General features: G+C 66.5%; 15 protein-coding genes. 6 read left to right on the top strand and 9 right to left on the bottom strand.

Going from position 1 to position 16,526, the window contains the following annotated elements; all coding sequences use genetic code 11:
- Positions 1–128: 128 nt before the first annotated feature.
- Both HCU76_RS00300 and HCU76_RS00295 read right to left on the bottom strand, forming a co-directional pair.
- Positions 129–1,742 carry a gamma-glutamyltransferase family protein gene (locus HCU76_RS00300; RefSeq protein WP_213955024.1) on the bottom strand — a complete coding sequence of 538 codons (1,614 nt, stop codon included), beginning with the start codon at positions 1,740–1,742 and terminating at the stop codon, positions 129–131.
- Positions 1,743–1,972: 230 nt separating this feature from the next.
- Positions 1,973–2,935 carry a tripartite tricarboxylate transporter substrate binding protein gene (locus HCU76_RS00295; protein WP_213955025.1) on the bottom strand — a complete coding sequence of 321 codons (963 nt, stop codon included), beginning with the start codon at positions 2,933–2,935 and terminating at the stop codon, positions 1,973–1,975.
- A gap of 132 nt (positions 2,936–3,067) precedes the next feature.
- On the opposite strand from HCU76_RS00295, the gene HCU76_RS00290 reads away from it, so the two are divergent.
- Positions 3,068–3,970, top strand: a complete 903-nt coding sequence (locus HCU76_RS00290; RefSeq protein WP_213955026.1) for a LysR family transcriptional regulator — start codon at positions 3,068–3,070, stop codon at positions 3,968–3,970.
- Positions 3,971–4,121: 151 nt separating this feature from the next.
- On the opposite strand, the gene HCU76_RS00285 is transcribed toward HCU76_RS00290, so the two are convergent.
- The 5 genes from HCU76_RS00285 to HCU76_RS00265 form a co-directional block, all read right to left on the bottom strand.
- A complete protein-coding gene (locus tag HCU76_RS00285) occupies positions 4,122–5,639 on the bottom strand; it encodes a tripartite tricarboxylate transporter permease (protein WP_213955027.1) in 1,518 nt (505 codons plus the stop codon).
- A 13-nt stretch (positions 5,640–5,652) separates the two neighbouring features.
- Positions 5,653–6,141 carry a tripartite tricarboxylate transporter TctB family protein gene (locus tag HCU76_RS00280; protein ID WP_213955028.1) on the bottom strand — a complete coding sequence of 163 codons (489 nt, stop codon included), beginning with the start codon at positions 6,139–6,141 and terminating at the stop codon, positions 5,653–5,655.
- 180 nt (positions 6,142–6,321) lie between these two features.
- Complete coding sequence (locus HCU76_RS00275) at positions 6,322–8,124, bottom strand: GspE/PulE family protein (protein WP_213955029.1); 1,803 nt, start codon at positions 8,122–8,124, stop codon at positions 6,322–6,324.
- A 112-nt stretch (positions 8,125–8,236) separates the two neighbouring features.
- Positions 8,237–8,992 carry a spermidine synthase gene (locus HCU76_RS00270; protein ID WP_213955030.1) on the bottom strand — a complete coding sequence of 252 codons (756 nt, stop codon included), beginning with the start codon at positions 8,990–8,992 and terminating at the stop codon, positions 8,237–8,239.
- Positions 8,989–9,534, bottom strand: coding sequence for a DNA-deoxyinosine glycosylase (locus tag HCU76_RS00265; protein ID WP_256353885.1), 546 nt, complete (start codon positions 9,532–9,534; stop codon positions 8,989–8,991). The genes HCU76_RS00270 and HCU76_RS00265 overlap by 4 nt, the downstream gene beginning before the upstream one ends.
- Positions 9,535–9,591: 57 nt before the next feature.
- Here HCU76_RS00265 and HCU76_RS00260 point away from each other — a divergent pair, with 57 nt between their 5' ends.
- Positions 9,592–10,437, top strand: a complete 846-nt coding sequence (locus HCU76_RS00260; protein WP_213955209.1) for a mechanosensitive ion channel family protein — start codon at positions 9,592–9,594, stop codon at positions 10,435–10,437.
- 54 nt (positions 10,438–10,491) lie between these two features.
- On the opposite strand, the gene HCU76_RS00255 is transcribed toward HCU76_RS00260, so the two are convergent.
- Both HCU76_RS00255 and HCU76_RS00250 read right to left on the bottom strand, forming a co-directional pair.
- On the bottom strand, positions 10,492–11,049 hold the full coding sequence (locus HCU76_RS00255; protein ID WP_213955031.1) for a hypothetical protein: 558 nt from the start codon (positions 11,047–11,049) through the stop codon (positions 10,492–10,494).
- Between the two features lie 205 nt (positions 11,050–11,254).
- Positions 11,255–12,094 carry a TatD family hydrolase gene (locus HCU76_RS00250; RefSeq protein ID WP_218508134.1) on the bottom strand — a complete coding sequence of 280 codons (840 nt, stop codon included), beginning with the start codon at positions 12,092–12,094 and terminating at the stop codon, positions 11,255–11,257.
- Between the two features lie 88 nt (positions 12,095–12,182).
- On the opposite strand from HCU76_RS00250, the gene HCU76_RS00245 reads away from it, so the two are divergent.
- The 4 genes from HCU76_RS00245 (at position 12,183) to HCU76_RS00230 (ending at position 16,304) form a co-directional block, all read left to right on the top strand.
- On the top strand, positions 12,183–13,169 hold the full coding sequence (locus HCU76_RS00245; protein WP_213955033.1) for a S1C family serine protease: 987 nt from the start codon (positions 12,183–12,185) through the stop codon (positions 13,167–13,169).
- 15 nt (positions 13,170–13,184) lie between these two features.
- Positions 13,185–14,180, top strand: coding sequence for a MoxR family ATPase (locus HCU76_RS00240; RefSeq protein WP_213955034.1), 996 nt, complete (start codon positions 13,185–13,187; stop codon positions 14,178–14,180).
- A 100-nt stretch (positions 14,181–14,280) separates the two neighbouring features.
- Complete coding sequence (locus HCU76_RS00235) at positions 14,281–15,264, top strand: DUF58 domain-containing protein (protein WP_213955035.1); 984 nt, start codon at positions 14,281–14,283, stop codon at positions 15,262–15,264.
- A complete protein-coding gene (locus tag HCU76_RS00230) occupies positions 15,261–16,304 on the top strand; it encodes a VWA domain-containing protein (RefSeq protein WP_213955036.1) in 1,044 nt (347 codons plus the stop codon). Before HCU76_RS00235 ends, HCU76_RS00230 begins: the two co-directional genes overlap by 4 nt.
- Positions 16,305–16,526: the final 222 nt, after the last annotated feature.

The raw sequence follows: 16,526 nt of genomic DNA, 5'->3' as shown, positions 1-16,526 counted from the left end.
GCCGGCTGCGCGGCCGGCGCTCCTGGGCTGTGCGGGGAACGCAAGGCCGACTGCGTCAGTCTGCGGGTGTGGCCCCCTCGAAGGGCTTTGGGGGAGCGACACGAAGGGCGCGGATCCTGTGGGTGGGCCTAGTAACCGGCGGCGAGGCCGTCGCGCCGCGGGTCGCTGGCCGCCACATACCCTTCAACGCCGGGATCGCCCTTGCGCCAGATGAACTGGCCGGCGCCGAAGTCCTGGTACGAATCGTTGATCACGTCCATCTCGTGCCCGAGGTTGCTCAGGCCCTGGATGGTCTGCGCGTTCATCGCGGACTCGACGTTGATGTTGAGGCCCGCATTGAAGCGCCAGCGCGGTGCGTCGCATGCCGCCTGCAGGTTCTGCCTGTAGTCGATCATGCGCACCAGGGTCTGCATGTGCCCTTGCGGCTGCATGTTGCCGCCCATCACGCCGAAGCTCATCACCGGCTGGCCGTCCTTCGTGAGGAAGGCCGGGATGATCGTGTGGAACGGCCGCTTGCCCGGCGCCACGACGTTGGGGCTGTCCGCCTTGAGGCTGAAGCCGTGGCCGCGGTTCTGCAGGCTGATGCCGAACTCCGGCTCCACGCAACCCGAGCCGAAGCCCATGTAGTTGCTCTGGATGAAGCTGACCATCATGCCGCTCTCGTCCGCCGCGGTGAGGTAGATGGTGCCGCCCTTGACAGGGTTGCCCGCCTTGAAGTCCTGTGCCTTGTTCACGTCGATCAGTCTGGCACGCGAAGCCAGGTACGCGTCATCGAGCATTTGCGCGGGGGTCACCGTCATCGACGATGGCTCCGACACATAGCGGTAGACATCGGCGAAGGCCAGTTTCATCGCCTCGATCTGCAGGTGCTGCGACGCGACCGAGTCGACCGGCAGCGAGGCGATGTCGAACTTCTCGAGGATGCCGAGCGCGATCAACGCCGCGATTCCCTGGCCGTTGGGCGGGATCTCATGCAGCGTGTAGCCGCGGTAGTCGCGCGAGATCGGCGTGACCCATTCGGGCTGGTAGGCCGCGAGGTCGGCCACGGTGAGTGCGCCGCCGTGCTCCCTGGAAAACCTGGCGATGGCCTCGGCGATTTCGCCGCTGTAGTAGGCCTCGCCCTTGGTTCGCGCAATCGCCTTGAGGGCGCGCGCGGCGGCGGCAAAGCGGAACAGTTCGCCCACTTCGGGCGCGCGGCCCCACGGCAGGAAAGCCTGCGCGAAGCCGGGCTGCGATTGCAGCAGTGGCGTGGCGGCCGCCCACTTCTGCTGCACCACGGGCGGCATCAGGTAGCCGCGCTCGGCGATGTCGATGGCCGGCGCCATCAGGTCGGCAAACGGCAGCTTGCCGAAGCGGTCGCTCATCGCGACCCAGCCCCGCACCGCGCCCGGCACCGTCACCGAGTCGATGCCGCGCTGCGGCGGCGCGGTCTTGTCGGTGCCGTACTTGTTGATGAAGTAGTCGGGTGTCCAGGCCTTGGGCGCGGGGCCGGAGGCGTTGAGGCCATGCAACTGCTGGCCGTCCCAGAGGATGCAGAAGGCGTCGCTGCCCAGGCCATTGCTCACCGGCTCGACCAGCGTCATCACGGCGGCTGCGGCGATCGCCGCGTCCACCGCATTGCCGCCCTGGTAGAGGATGCGCAGGCCGGCCTGCGCGGCGAGCGGATGCGAAGTCGACACCACGTTGCGCGCGAACACCGGGATGCGGGTGGAAGGATACGGATTGGCGTAGTCGAATTTCATGCAGGGCCTCGTCGATGAGCAACTGATTATTCGGGAAACACCGTAGAACCGGCTTTGCCGGGCCACCGGTGTTGCCCCCGGTGGGGGGTGGGCGGCCTACACGAAGTGAGGCCAACCTGGGGAGGAGCAACTGTTCTTACCGCGGAACCGGCTTCGCTGAGCCGCTGGGGTTGCCCCCGGTCGGGGTGGGAGTCGCGCACGCAGTGCGCAGCGACCTGGGGCGAGCCTACTTATTCGCTCGTGATCTTGCGTTCGACAATGATCTTCTTCCACTTGGCTGTGTCGTCGGCCATGGTCTTGGCCAGTTGCGCCGGCGTGCTGGTGACCGGTTCGATGCCCAGGCGCGAGAGCTTGTCCTTCATGTCGGGATCCGCCAGCGCCGCGTTGGCAGCGGCGTTGATGCGCGCCACCATCTCGGGCGGCATGCCCTTGGGACCGTACAGGCCGAACACGGTGTTGGACTCGTAGCCGGGCAGCGTGTCGGCCACCGCCGGCAGGTCAGGCGCGAGCGGACTGCGCTTGAGCGACGTGACGCCCAGCGCGCGAATGCGCCCGTCGCGCACATAAGGCAGGCCGGTGGGCAATGAATCGAACAGCAGGTCGATCTTTCCGCTCATCAGGTCGGGCATGGCGAGTGCGGTGCCCTTGTACGGGATGTGCGTGACCTGCACGCCGGCCTGCGCCTTGAACAGCTCTGCCGAGAGCTGCACGATGGTGCCGGGGCCGCTGGACGCGTAGTTGAGCTTGTCGGGGTTCTTCTTCGCGTAGTCGATGAATTCCTTCACCGTCTTCGCGGGCGAGCTGGTTGGCACCAGCATGATGCTCGGCGCATTGCCGACGTGGGCGATGGGCGTGAAGTCGGCCACCGTGTCGTAGGGCAGCTTGTTGGGCAGCGCGGGACCGATGGCATGCGTGCTGGTGGTGGCCAGCAGCAGCGTGTAGCCGTCGGCCGGCGCCTTGGCGGCAGCGTCGGATCCGATGGCGCCGCCGGCGCCCGGCTTGTTGTCGATGACGAAGGTGGCGCCCAGCTTCTCGCCCATCTTGTGGGTCAGCGTGCGCGCGAACAGGTCGGTGGCGCCGGCCGCCGGGAAGGGCACGATCAGGCGAATCGGCCTCGACGGATAGTTCTGCGCCCATGCGGGCAGGGTCGACATGAGCAGCGTGGCCGCCAGCGCGAAGCTTCTACGTTTCATTGGAATCGGTTCTTTCATGGACATCTGGAGGGCATGGCGCGCTCGCCTCCCCGCGAGCCGCAGGCTCCGATTGGACACGCCGCCGATTCAAACGGGAAATGGATTTATCTGATAGATATATGATCGTCCCGCATGAATGTGACGCTGCGCCAACTTCGGGTTTTCCTGGCCGTGGCCGAGACCCGCAACTTCAGCCGCGCGGGTGACCAGATCGGCTTGACGCAGCCTGCGGTCAGCCGGTCGATCCTGGAATTCGAAGCGCAGTTCGGTCTCAAGCTGCTGGATCGCACCACGCGTGAAGTCTCGCTCACCGAGGCTGGGCAAACACTGGCGGCGCGGCTCGACCGGGTGCTCGACGAACTGGAGCAAACCCTGCTCGACGTGCAGGGCATGTCGAACGCACGCCGCGGCAAGGTGCGCGTGGCCAGCAGCCCGACGCTGTCGGCCAACCTCATGCCGGCCTGCATTGCGGCCTGTGCGCGCATGGAGCCGGACATCGAACTCGTGCTGCTCGACCGCATCCAGCAGGATGTGCTCGACAGCGTGCGCGCCGGCGAGGTCGACTTCGGCGTGGTTATCGAGCCGGCGTCGCAGGACGACCTGCAGTGCGAGACCATCCTGTCGGACCCCTTCTGCCTCGTAGTGCCGCCCGGCCATCGGCATGCGGAGCGCAAGCAACTGCGCTGGTCGGCGCTCGACGGCGAGGCGCTGGTACTGCTCGACCATGCCTCTGGCAGCCGCCGCCTGATCGACCAGGCGTTGCTGCGTCACGGCGCCAATTGCACGGTGCGCCAGCAGGTCGGCCATCCGACGACCGCCTTCCGCATGATCGAGGCCGGCCTCGGCATCAGCGTGATGCCATCGCTGGCGGTGCCGCCCGCGGGCTTTCGCAACCTGCAGGTGGTGCAACTCATCCCGCGCGTCGAGCGCGCCGTGATGCTGGTCCACCGCCGCAACCGTGCCCCCGCCCCGCTGGCGCAACGCGTGTGGAGCCTGATCCGGGACACCGCCGCCGAGACCCGCCCCGCCCCATAGAAAACGGCGCCAAAGGCGCCGCCGTATTCATCCAGAGGTCACGAGCCCATTCCAGAAACACCGTGGAACCGGCTTTGCCGGGCCACTGGTGTTGCCCCCGGTAGGGGGTGGGAGTCGCGACACGAAGTGGCGCAGCGACCTGGGGGCGAGCTTAGTCCTCTTCTTCGTGGAACGCCTCTTCGCGCTTCGCCTTGATCGACGGCATCAGCACGATGATCAGCAGCAGCGCGGCAGCAGCCAGCAGCACCGCCGAGATCGGACGCAGCACGAACACGCTCCAGTCGCCGCGCGACAGCAGCAGCGCGCGGCGCAGGTTCTCTTCCATCATCGGCCCGAGGATGAAGCCCAGCAACAGAGGCGCAGGCTCGCAACCCAGCTTGTAGAACAGGTAGCCGATGAAGCCGAAGCCGCCCACCATCCAGATGTCGAAGGTGTTGTTGTTGGTCGAGTACACGCCGATCGCGCAGAACAGCACGATCGCCGGGAACAGGAACTTGTAGGGCACCGACAGCAGCTTGATCCACATGCCGATCAGCGGCAGGTTCAGGATGATCAGCATCGCGTTGCCGATCCACATCGAGGCGATCAGGCCCCAGAACAGCTCCGGGTTGCTGGTCATCACCTGCGGGCCAGGCTGGATGTTGTGGATGGTCATCGCACCCACCATCAGCGCCATCACGGCGTTGGGCGGAATGCCCAGCGTCAGCAGCGGGATGAACGAGGTTTGTGCGCCGGCGTTGTTGGCCGCTTCCGGCGCCGCCACGCCACGGATGTTGCCCTTGCCGAACGGCACTTCGCCCGGTTGCAGCTTGGTCTTCTTCTCGATCGTGTAGGCCGCGAAAGCCGCCAGCAGCGCACCGCCGCCGGGCAGGATGCCCAGGGCCGCACCCAATGCCGTGCCGCGCAAGACCGCAGGCGTCATGCGCTTGAAGTCTTCGGCGGTCGGCATCAGGCCCGACACCTTGGCGGTGAACACCTCGCGCTCATGCTCCGGACGCGAGAGGTTGGCAATGATTTCGCCGTAGCCGAACACGCCCATCGCGATGGCGACGAAGCCGATGCCGTCGGTCAGTTCAGGGATGTCGAAGCTGAAGCGCGCCACGCCCGAATTCACGTCGGTGCCGACCAGGCCCAGGCACAAGCCCAACACGATCATCGCAATGGCCTTGAGCAGCGAGCCTGAAGCCAGCACCACCGCGCCGATCAGGCCCAGGATCATCAGCGAGAAGTATTCGGCCGGGCCGAACTTGAAGGCCAGTTCGGTCAGCGGCGGCGCAAAGGCGGCCAGGATCAAGGTGCCCACGCAGCCCGCGAAGAAGGAGCCCAGGCCGGCGGCAGCCAGCGCTGGCCCGGCCCGCCCCTTTCGCGCCATCTGGTAGCCGTCGATCACGGTCACCACCGATGACGATTCCCCCGGCAGGTTGACCAGGATGGCGGTGGTGGAGCCGCCGTATTGCGCCCCGTAGTAGATGCCGGCCAGCATGATCAGCGCCGACACGGGTGGCAATGCATAGGTGGCGGGCAGCAGCATCGCGATGGTCGCGACGGGGCCGATGCCCGGCAGCACGCCGATCAGCGTGCCCAGGATGCAACCAACCAGGCAATACAGCAGGTTGGTGAAAGTGAACGCGACGCCGAAGCCCAGCGACAGGTTGTTGATCAAATCCATGGTCTGCTTTCTCTCAACCCGTGATGAAGGTCGGCCAGACCTGGATCTGGAGCTTGAGCGCCCAGATGAATGCGATGTAGCTGCCGATGGCGAGCACGGTGGCCAGCACGAGGACCTTCTTCAGGTCGAACTCGTGGCCGGCCAGGCTGGCGATGATGACCAGCGCATAGATCGCGACGATCATGCCCATCGCCGGGATGCCGATGCTCGGCAGGCCGCCGAGCAGCACGCCGAACGCGAGGTTGGCGCCGATGATGAAGACGATCTGCCGCCAGGCCCATGACCCGATGGGATCGCCGTCCTCGGTCTCGGCCGTCATGCTGGTGAACATGATCACGAGGCCGATCAGCCCCATGACGATGCCCAGCATCAGCGGAAAGTAGCCTGGCCCCATGCGCGCGCCGTTGCCGACGTTGTAGGTGCTGGCCCCCCATGCGAATGCCGCACCCATCACGGCAAACATCAGCCCAGAGAAAAAGTCTTTTTGACTCTTGATTTTCACGAACGGTCTCCTCGAATGAATCGAGCAGACATTGTCCGGTCAGCTTCCGGTCAGCTTGATGTGGATTTCACTAACCGACAGGCTAGGGATTACCCGAGACGCGCAGGGCGCGCAGAAGGTGTGAAAAGTTCGCAGCGCAGGCCCGAGGTCGGTGGCCGCAGTGGAAAGATTCGCAGCCTCTCACTCGAGCGGCGGTGTCGCGGCCAATACTTCCTCGATGGTGGTCACGCCTTCGGCCACGCGCAGCGCGCCGGCCAGTCGCAAGGGCCGCATGCCGTCGGCCACCGCCTGGCGGCGCAGGCCCTGCAGGTTGGGCTCCTTGTTGACCAGACCCTTGAAGGTCTCGCTGACGGAGAGCAGTTCGTAGAGGCCCATGCGCCCCATGTAGCCGGTCATGCGGCAATCGACGCAGCCGACCGCCTTGCAGGGGCGCATCGAGCCGCTGATCTGCCAGGGCGCGACGAACTCGGCGAGCTTCTCGCGCGTCATCTCCTCGTCGGGCTTCTTGCAATGCGGGCACAGCGTGCGCACCAGCCGCTGCGCCAGCACGCCGAGCATCACCGCGTTGATGAGGTACGAGGGCACGCCCAGCTCCATGAGGCGTGTGATGGCGCTGGGTGCATCGTTGGTGTGCAGCGTGCTGAACACCAGGTGGCCGGTGAGCGCGGCCTGCACGGCCATGTCGGCGGTGGGCAGGTCGCGGATCTCGCCGACCATGATGATGTCCGGGTCCTGCCGCATCAGGGCGCGCAGGCCCTCGGTGAAGCCGAAGTCGAGTTGCGGCTGCACCTGGGTCTGGTTGAACGAGGGCTCGATCATTTCGATCGGGTCCTCGATGGTGCTGACGTTGACCTCCTCGGTCGCCACGCGCTTGAGCGTCGAATAGAGCGTGGTGGTCTTGCCCGAGCCGGTCGGCCCCGTCACCAGGATGATGCCGTGCGGCCGCGTCACCAGTTGCTGCCAGCGTTGCGCATCGTGCTGCGCGAAGCCGAGCGCGTCGAGGTCCTTGACCGCGGTGTCGGGATCGAAGATCCGCATCACCATCTTCTCGCCGAAGGCGGTCGGCAAGGTGGACAGGCGCATTTCGACTTCATCGCCGCGCATGTTGCGGGTCTTGATGCGGCCGTCCAGCGGGCGCCGCTTCTCGACCACGTCCATGCGGCCGAGCAGCTTGATGCGCGCGACCATCGCGTTCATCACGCCCATCGGCATCTGGTAGGCCGGATGCAGCACGCCGTCGATGCGGAAGCGGATCACGCCCTGCTCGCGGCGCGGCTCCAGGTGGATGTCGCTGGCACGCTGGTCGAAGGCGTATTGCCAGAGCCAGTCCACCACCTGCACCACGCTCTGGTCGTTCGCGTCGAGCTGCTTGTTGCTCTTGCCCAGTTCCACCAGTTGCTCGAAGCTGGCGCTCGCGCTGGCGCCGCCGCTGCCGGCCTTCTGCGCGGCCCGCACCGACTTGGCCAGCGCGAAGAACTCGGCCCGGAAGCGCTGGATGTCGGCCGGGTTGGCCACCACGCGGCGCACCTTGCGGCGGGCCTGGCGCTCGACCTCGGGAACCCAGTCGGTGATGAAGGGCTCCGCCGTGGCGACCACCAGCTCGGTGGGCGAGACCTGCACCGGCAACACCTTGTGCCGCTCGGCATAGGCTGCGCTCATGGTGTCGGCCACCTTGCCCACGTCGACCTTGAGCGGATCGATGCGCAGGTAGGCGAGGCCCGCGCGACCGGCCAGCCACTGCGTCAGCATTTCAAGATCGAGCGGCTTGCCGTCCTGCTCGCGCGTCATCGCGACATTGGCGAGCCGCACGATGGGCGCCTGCTTGCTCTCGGCCTGGGCGCAGCGTGCGATGGTGCGCTTGGCCTCCTCGCGCGAGATGACGCCGTCCAGCGCCAGCCATTCGATGAGCTGGCGCAGTTCGAGCGGACCCTCGTGCGGGACCGACGCGGGATTCGTGGGATGCAACGGCGTGACTGCGCTCATTGGAAAACCTTCATGCTGCGCACTGCGATACGAGTGACTCGGGCGGCCTGGCGGCGCTCATTGGACAACCTCCGCGCTACGGTGCGAGCGCCTTCGGGCGGCCGGGCGACGCTCATGGATTCAGGGGTTTGAACACCCGCAGCCACTTGGGCGCGGGCAGGCTCCAGCGAGTCTGGATGGTTTGTGCCCGCTCGGCAAGCAGCGGGCGCTTCGGACGTTGCGGCGTGCGATGCGCGAGCACCACGGTGTTGCCTTCGCGCGTCGGCTTGAAGGTCCAGACTGCATCGGCGCCGAAGGCACCGACGATCTGCTCCAGGCTGCGCGCGTAGCTCGACGAGCGGCCGAACAGGTTGACCGTCATCGCGCCGTCTTCGGTGAGGAGGTGGCGGCAATCGGCGTAGAAGGCTTCGCTGTCGAGCACCGGCGCGGCGGCTTCATGGTCGTACAGGTCGACCTGCAGGGCATCCACCGTGCCGAGCCACTGCGGCTTGCGGATCTCGGCGCCGGCTTCGGCGATGACGACGCTCAGCTTCAGGTCGTCGGCCGGCAGCTTGAACCAGCCGCGGCAGGCCGCGACCACCTGCGGGTTGAGCTCGATCGCCGTGGTGCGCATGCGCAGGGTCTTGCGGCTGAACTTGGTGAGCGTCGCGGCGCCGAGGCCGAGCTGCATCGCATGCCGGTTCATCACGCTGGATGGCTCGACGAACAGCAGCCAGGCCATCATGCGCTGCACGTACTCGAGCTCGATCTCGAAGGGCGCGTCGAGCTTCATCGAGCCCTGGACCCATTCGGTGCCCAGGTGCAGGTAGCGGATGTCGCCCCAGTCAGAGAAATTGACCTCGGGGAGTTCGATGGGTTTGGTTTTCATGAAGATGGTGGCGCTATGCCATGGTGCACGAACACCTCGCGCCAGGCATCGAGCTTGCGCTGGAAGCTCCAGCTCGCATTGGCCGGGCTGGTGGACGGCAGCTTGTAGACGGGCACGCCGAGTTGCGACGTGTGGCGGGAATGACGGAAGCTCTCGCCGCCGTTATGGACGATGGCCGCGAGCCTGGGCAATTCGAGGCTGGCGATGTCGTTGACGACCGCATCGCGGATCGCAGTGTCGAGGCTGCCTTCGCGGCGGCATGCGGCGTAGACGTCCCAGAGGCCGAGGCCGCGATCGAGCAGCCATGCCCCGCGCGCTGCATAGCCATCGGCGCCGTCCGGCAGCGGATGGGCGGGCCACACGGCTTGCAGGATCTTCCAGAAATGGTTCTGCGGGTGCGCATAGTACTGCTGACGCGCTATTGACCGCGCACCGGGAAAGCTGCCTAAGATGAGGACGGCGGTGTCGCTCGAGACGAGCGGCGCCAGCCCCGTGAGCATGGCGCCGGTTTCGTCGTTGCGTCGTGGTGCCAGCTTGTTCATAACGCCTGCCGGTCAGTCGGCTTTGGCGCCCTCAAGGAAACGGACATGAAGGACATGATGAATTCGGAAGCGATCTGGGTGTTCCTGACGACGCAAGGGGTGGATTTTGGCCTGAAAGTCATCGGTGCCATCGTTGCCTGGGGCATCGGGCGCTGGCTGATCCAGCTGGCCCAACGGCTGCTCGGCAAGGCGCTGGAGCGGGGCAAGCGCATGGATGCCACGCTGAGCAACTACATCGTCTCGATTGTCGGCGTGATGCTGAACATCCTGCTGATCCTCTCGATCCTGGACATGTTCGGCATCAAGACCACGTCCTTCGCCGTGCTTCTTGCAGGCGCGGGCCTGGCCATCGGCACGGCGTGGGGCGGCTTGCTCACGCACTTCGCGGCCGGCGTGTTCCTGCAGGTTTTGCGGCCCTACGGCGTGGGCGACTTCGTGACCATCGGCGGGGTCACCGGCACGGTCAGCGAACTGGGCCTGTTCGGCACCACCGTGATCACGCCCGACAACACCATTTGCGTGATCGGCAACAACAAGGTGCTGTCCGATACCGTGCAGAACTTCAGCCGCCTCAAGTTCCGCCGCGTGGACGTGACGGCCAAGATCGCCAACGGCGTGGACGTGAACCAGGCCATCGAATTGCTGAAGGCGGCGGTCGGCAAGATTCCCAACATCTCTCCGGACCAGGTGCCGGATGTCGAGATCCTGCAGTTCACGCCCGAAGGGCCACTGCTGGCAGTGCGGCCCTACACGCACACCGACCACTACTGGCAGGTCTACTTCGACACGCACCGCGCCATCGTGCAGACCTTCGGCGCGGCGGGCTATCCGACACCGGAAACGCCCATCGTGCGGCGCAGCATCGTGCCGCCGGTGCCGCCCGCGGAGCTCAAAGCCCAGTAACGACAAGACCCGCCGGCGGCGGGTCTTGTCCGTTCGCTGCGCCGAGGCGGAAGCTCAGGGCTTTTGCGCCGGAAGCTCCGAACCGATCTTGTCGCCGACCTTGCGGGTGGCGTCCGCGGCCGAGGTACCGGCGTTGCTCACAGCCTTCCCGGTGGCGCTCGCTGCGTTGCCGGTCGCGTCCACGGCCTTGCTGGTGCCAGACTTCGTCGCATCCCAGCCCTTTTCGGTCGTCTTCTTGGTGGCGTCCCAGCCCGAGGCCGTGGTCTTCTTGGTCTTGTTCCAGGCCTTCTTGCTGCCCGTCTTCGTGGAGTCGTAGGCTTTGACCGTGCCTTCCTTGGTGGCGTCGTATGCCTTCACGGTGCCTTCCTTGGTCGCGTCATAGGCCTTGACCGTGCCCTTCTTCGTCGCGTCGTATGCCTTGACGGTGCCTTCCTTGGTCGCGTCGTAGGCCTTGACCGTGCCTTCCTTGGTCGAGTCGTAGGCCTTCTTGCTGGCGTCTTCGACCTTCTCAGTGGTGCTCGGGGCAGCCGTCTGCGCAACGGCCGGCACGCACACCGATGCCACGGCGATGACCAGTGCAGCAGGCAGCAGGCGGATGGAGGTGGTGTTCATTTCAAAAGCTCCTTCGATGTTGGATCGTGCATTCACGTGACGGTTGCCACACGGCAGCAACGGTCTCCGAGAACCCGAGGATGACACCAAAAACATGCCTTGTAACCCGCCTGTGGCAAATCGGGTACTCGGCCTACCCGGCCGTCAGCGCAAGCCTACGAACTGGGGGCTGTTCACACTACCAACGGAGTCACTGGTCGTTTGATCAGCCTCTGGTCAGCGTTTGCAGACGAGGTAGCGCGTCGAGCGCATTGCGGGTCGTCGCCAGCGCCAGCGCCTCGGGCTCGATGTCACGCAGCGCGGCCATGACGCCGGCGATGCGAGGCAATTCGGCCGGCTCGTTGCGGCCCTGGGCCCGGCCGGAGTCACGCTCGGACTGGGTCCGGTAGAGCCAGTGCGGCGGAATGTCGGGTGCATCCGTCTCCAGCACTATTGACTCCAGGGGCAAGGTGCCCGCCAGCCGCCGCAACCGCAGCGCCCGCTCGAAGGTCACCGCCCCGCCGAAGCCGAGTTTCAGGCCCAGCGCGATGCAGGCGCGTGCCTGCTGTTCGCTGCCGTTGAAGGCATGCGCGATGCCGCGCCAGCGCCCATCGGGGCCGCCCACCTGCCGCAGATGCTTCAGCACCTGGTCGACAGAGCGCCGGACATGGATGACCACCGGCAGTTCATGCTGGCGCGCCAACTGCAACTGGGTGTGAAAGAAGTGCGCCTGCTTTTCAGGGTCGAGGCCGGCGACGAAGAAGTCGAGGCCGATCTCGCCGACGGCCACCAGCCGCGGATCATCATGGCGTGCCTGCAACGCATCGGCCAGCGTCTGCAGGTCGGCCTCGGACGCCTGGCCGGTGCACAGCGGATGGATGCCCAGCGCGTAGGCGTCGCCCTGCCGGTGTGCCAGATCGCGCACTGTGTCGAAATTGAATGGGGCCACGGCCGGGATGACACACATTCCCACCCCCGCACGCGCAGCCCGGGCGCGCACGGCCGGCATCTCCGTGCCGAACTCAGCCGCGTCGAGGTGGCAGTGGGTGTCGATGTAGGCGGGCATCGCGGCACGATACCCGAAGGGATGCACGACGGCACAAAGCGTGCTACCGTGAAACCTTCCACGCGTCATCTTTGCCGGAGGTGTACCGATGCGCAGGCCCGCTCTCTACAGCAGTTCGCCCCGTGCGCCCCAATCTGCAGGCGAGCCCCCCGCTGCCGATGCACCCGGCGCCGACGCGCAGCCGACCGCGACGGCCGTCGCAGCGCCACCCAAGCCCCGCTGGCAACCCGGCGCGCGCAGTTTCGCAGTGCTGGTGTTGTTGAGCGCTGGCCTGGTCAGCGGGTCCTACCTGTACGGCGTGCGCCACACCCCGCAGAAGCTGACGCAGAAGGACATCGATTCGGCGGTACTGCGCACCTTGCAGACCAACACCCTGCCCTCCGCCTCCGCCAAGGCGGCCGAGATCATCCGGCCGTCGGTGGTGCGCGTGGTCGGCTACGGCCCCGAGAAGGCGACGCCAGAGGCCAAGACCGAGAAGCGCGGCCGCAACCTGGCCAAGGGCAAGCCACCGGAAGCGCCGGACCCGCCGGGCGAGGTGGAGCGCGGCGTGGGAACCGGCGTGGTGATCGTCGACAAGGGCCTGATCCTGACCAACCTGCACGTGGTCGCCGGCTCGGAGAAGATCAAGGTCACCTTCTACGACGGGCTCGAGGCCGAGGCCACCGTCGTCAGCGTGCAGCCCGAGAACGACCTCGCGGTGTTGCAGGCCAAGAAGATCCCGGACGACCTGATTCCCGCCACGATGCGTTCCACCGACGACCTGCAGTCCGGCGACCAGGTGGTGGCGGTCGGCTTTCCCTTCGGCATCGGGCCCTCGGTGTCCGCGGGCGTGGTGTCCGGCCTGAAACGCGCATTCCGCTCGCCGGAGGGCAAGCAGGAACTAAGCAACCTGATCCAGTTCGACGCCGCGGCCAACCCCGGCAATTCGGGCGGGCCGCTGGTCAACATGGACGGCGAGGTCCTCGGCATCGTCACCGCCATCCTGAACCCGACCCAGGCGCGCACCTTCATCGGCATCGGCTTCGCGGTGCCCATCGAGAACGCGGCCTCGGCCGTGGGCACTTCACCCTTCTGAAAGGCGAGCAACAGCATGAGCACAGAGAGCAATACCGCCGAGTTGATGGAACAGATCCTCTACCAGGTCAAGCGCGTGGTGGTCGGGCAGGACCGCTTCCTGGAACGCGTGATGGTCGGGATGCTCGCGGGCGGGCACTTGCTGGTGGAGGGCGTGCCGGGCCTGGCCAAGACGCTCACCGTGAAGACGCTGGCCGACACGGTGCAGGGCCAGTTCAAGCGCATCCAGTTCACGCCCGACCTGGTGCCGGCGGACCTGGTGGGCACGCGCATCTACAACCAGAAGACCGGCGACTTCAGCACCTCCCTGGGGCCGGTGTTCACCAATCTGCTGCTGGCCGACGAAATCAACCGCGCGCCGGCCAAGGTGCAGAGCGCGCTGCTCGAGGTGATGCAGGAGCGGCAGGTGACCATCGCCGGCGAGACGCACAAGGTGCCCAGCCCCTTCCTTGTGATGGCGACGCAGAACCCGATCGAGACCGAAGGAACCTATCCGCTGCCCGAGGCGCAGGTCGACCGCTTCATGATGAAGGTGCTGGTCGACTACCCGAGCGATGAAGAGGAATTCGTGATCGTGGAGCGTGTGATCGGCCCGCCGGTAACGGCCCAGCCGGTGGCCACCACCGAGCAGTTGGCGATGCTCCAGGCCGAGGCGCGCCGCGTGTACGTGGATCCTTCACTGATTTCCTATGCGGTGAAGCTCGTGTCGGCCACGCGCAACCCGGAAAAGCACGGCCTGAAGGACATCCGCCGCTTCATCACCTTCGGCGCCAGCCCGCGCGCAAGCATCAACCTCACCGAGGGCGCGCGCGCATTGGCGCTGCTGCGCGGCCGCAGCTACGCCCTGCCCGAGGACATGACCGCGCTGGTGCCCGACGTGCTGCGCCATCGCGTCACGCTGTCTTACGAAGGCTTGTCGGAAGGCATGACGCCGGACAGCCTGGTCGACAAGATCATGCGGGCCGTGCCCGCGCCGCCCAAGCCGCTCGAACATGAAAAGCTGGTGGCGTGAATGAAGCCCAGGCCCGAACGCGCCTGCGGCGCCTCCCCCTCGCCGTGCTCGGCGGGATTTCATGCGTCGCCGGCGGCGGGCAACGCCATGGAACACTGAAATGAAGAGTTGGTGGCGCAAGCAGGAACCCACCACGCAGGCGGCCAACGACGGGCCGCCCGCGATGGGGGTCGAGCGTGCGCTCCGGCGGCTGGAATGGACGGTCATCCGCAGGCTCGACGGCCTGCTGCAAGGCGACTACCGCACGCTGATGCGCGGCACCGGACTCGACCTGGCCGACCTGCGCGAGTACCAGCACCATGACGACGTGCGCCACATCGACTGGAACGTCACGGCACGGCTGCAGGTGCCGCATGTGCGGGTGTTCACGGAAGACCGCGAGATGGCCGCGTGGTTCATCCTGGACCTGAGCCGCTCGGTCGACTTCGGCTCGGGCGAGAAGGCCAAGCGCGAGATTTCCGCCGGCTTCGTCGGCGTGCTCGCGCGCTTGCTGACGCGGCATGGCAACCGCGTCGGCGCGCTGCTCTATGGCAACGACCTGGAAGCCGTGATCCCGCCGCGCAGCGGGCGCCGCCATGTGCTGCACCTGCTGCATTCGATGGAACGGCGCGCGGCCGAACTGCGCAAGGACAAGGGCATGACGCGGCTGGCCGAGATGCTGAAGTCGGCGGCGACGCTGATGCCGCGCCGCTCCACGGTGTTCGTGGTGTCGGACTTCCTCAGCGAGCCCGGCTGGGAGAAACCGCTCGGCCATCTCGCGCAGCGGCACGAGGTGCTGGCGGTGCGCCTGTACGACCCGCTGGAACTCAACCTGCCCGACCTCGGCCTGGTGCCCCTCACCGATGCCGAGACCGGCGAGCAGTTGTGGGTGGACACGCATGACGCGGGTTTTCGCAAGCGCTTTGCGCGCATCGCGGCCGAGCGCGAGGCCACGCTGCGCGCCTCGCTGGCCAAGGCTGGCGTCGATGCGCTGGAGTTGTCGACGGCGGATGACCTGGTCGAATCGATCGTGCGCTTTGCCGATATGCGCAAGCGCCGTGTGCGCAGTGGTGGCGCAGGTAACGTGAAGGTGGTGGCGGCATGACTTTCCTATGGCCACAGTTCCTCTGGTTGCTGGCCGCTGTGCCGGTGCTGGTGCTGCTCTATGTCTGGCTGATGCGGCGCAAGAAGAAGCTCGCGATCCGCTATGCGAGCCTGTCGATCGTGCGCGAGGCGATGGGCGCGGGGCAGAGCATCAAGCGCCACGTGCCGCCTTTCCTTTTCCTGCTGGCGATGGTGGCGCTGCTGGTCGCGGCGGCGCGGCCGCTGGCGGTGGTGATGCTGCCGACCAACCAGCAGACCATCATCCTGGCGATGGACGTCTCGGGCAGCATGCGCGCCACCGACGTGCTGCCCAACCGGCTGGTAGCCGCGCAGGAAGCGGCCAAGGGCTTCATCAAGGACCTGCCGCGCAACGTGAAGGTCGGCATCGTGGCCTTCGCCGGCAGCGCGCAGGTGGCGCAGTTGCCGACCGTCAATCGCGAAGACCTGGTGACCGCCATCGACGCCTTCCAGTTGCAGCGGGCCACGGCCACGGGCAATGCGATCGTGGTCTCGCTGGCCACGCTGTTCCCGGATGCGGGCATCGACGTTTCGCAATTCGGCCCGCAGAGCAAGGCGCGCGGCAATTCCCTCGACCAGGCCGGCAAGGAAGGCGGCCCCAAGCCCTTTACGCCGGTGGCGCCGGGCTCCTACACCTCGGCCGCCATCATCATGCTGACCGACGGCCAGCGCACCACCGGCGTCGACCCGCTCGACGCGGCCAAGGCCGCGGCCGATCGCGGCGTGCGTGTGTACACGGTGGGCGTGGGCACGGTGGACGGCGAGACGATCGGCTTCGAAGGCTGGTCGATGCGCGTGCGGCTGGACGAGGAAACGCTCAAGGCCGTGGCCAACAAGACCTCCGCCGACTACTTCTATGCCGGCACGGCGGCGGACCTGAAGAAGGTCTACGACACGCTGAGCACGCGGCTGACGGTGGAGAAGCGAGAGACGGAAATCTCCGCCCTGTTCGCGATGGCGGCCGCGGCGCTGGCGCTGCTGTCGGCGGGGTTGTCGCTGTTCTGGTTCAACCGGATCCTGTAGTGCTTCAGAGGCCGCTGAATTCGGACTTCCGGACGCAGAGGACGCGAAGGTTCCGCGAAGGACGCGAAGGAAGACAGAACGAGCCAACACGAGCGGCCACCGGGACGGCGGGCAGTGCTGGGCACTGACCCTCTCAAGATTGTTCCTGGTATTCCTTTCGCGTCCTTCGCGTAACCTTCGCGTCCTCTGCGTACGGCTGTCCGCTCCCGCATTTCTTTTCAT

Origin of the sequence: Variovorax sp. dw_308 (genome assembly GCF_019207085.1) — a bacterium.
Lineage (GTDB): Bacteria > Pseudomonadota > Gammaproteobacteria > Burkholderiales > Burkholderiaceae_C > Variovorax.
The sequence above is the reverse complement of the archived record's forward strand: the minus strand, read 5'-3'. Positions and strand labels throughout refer to the sequence as shown.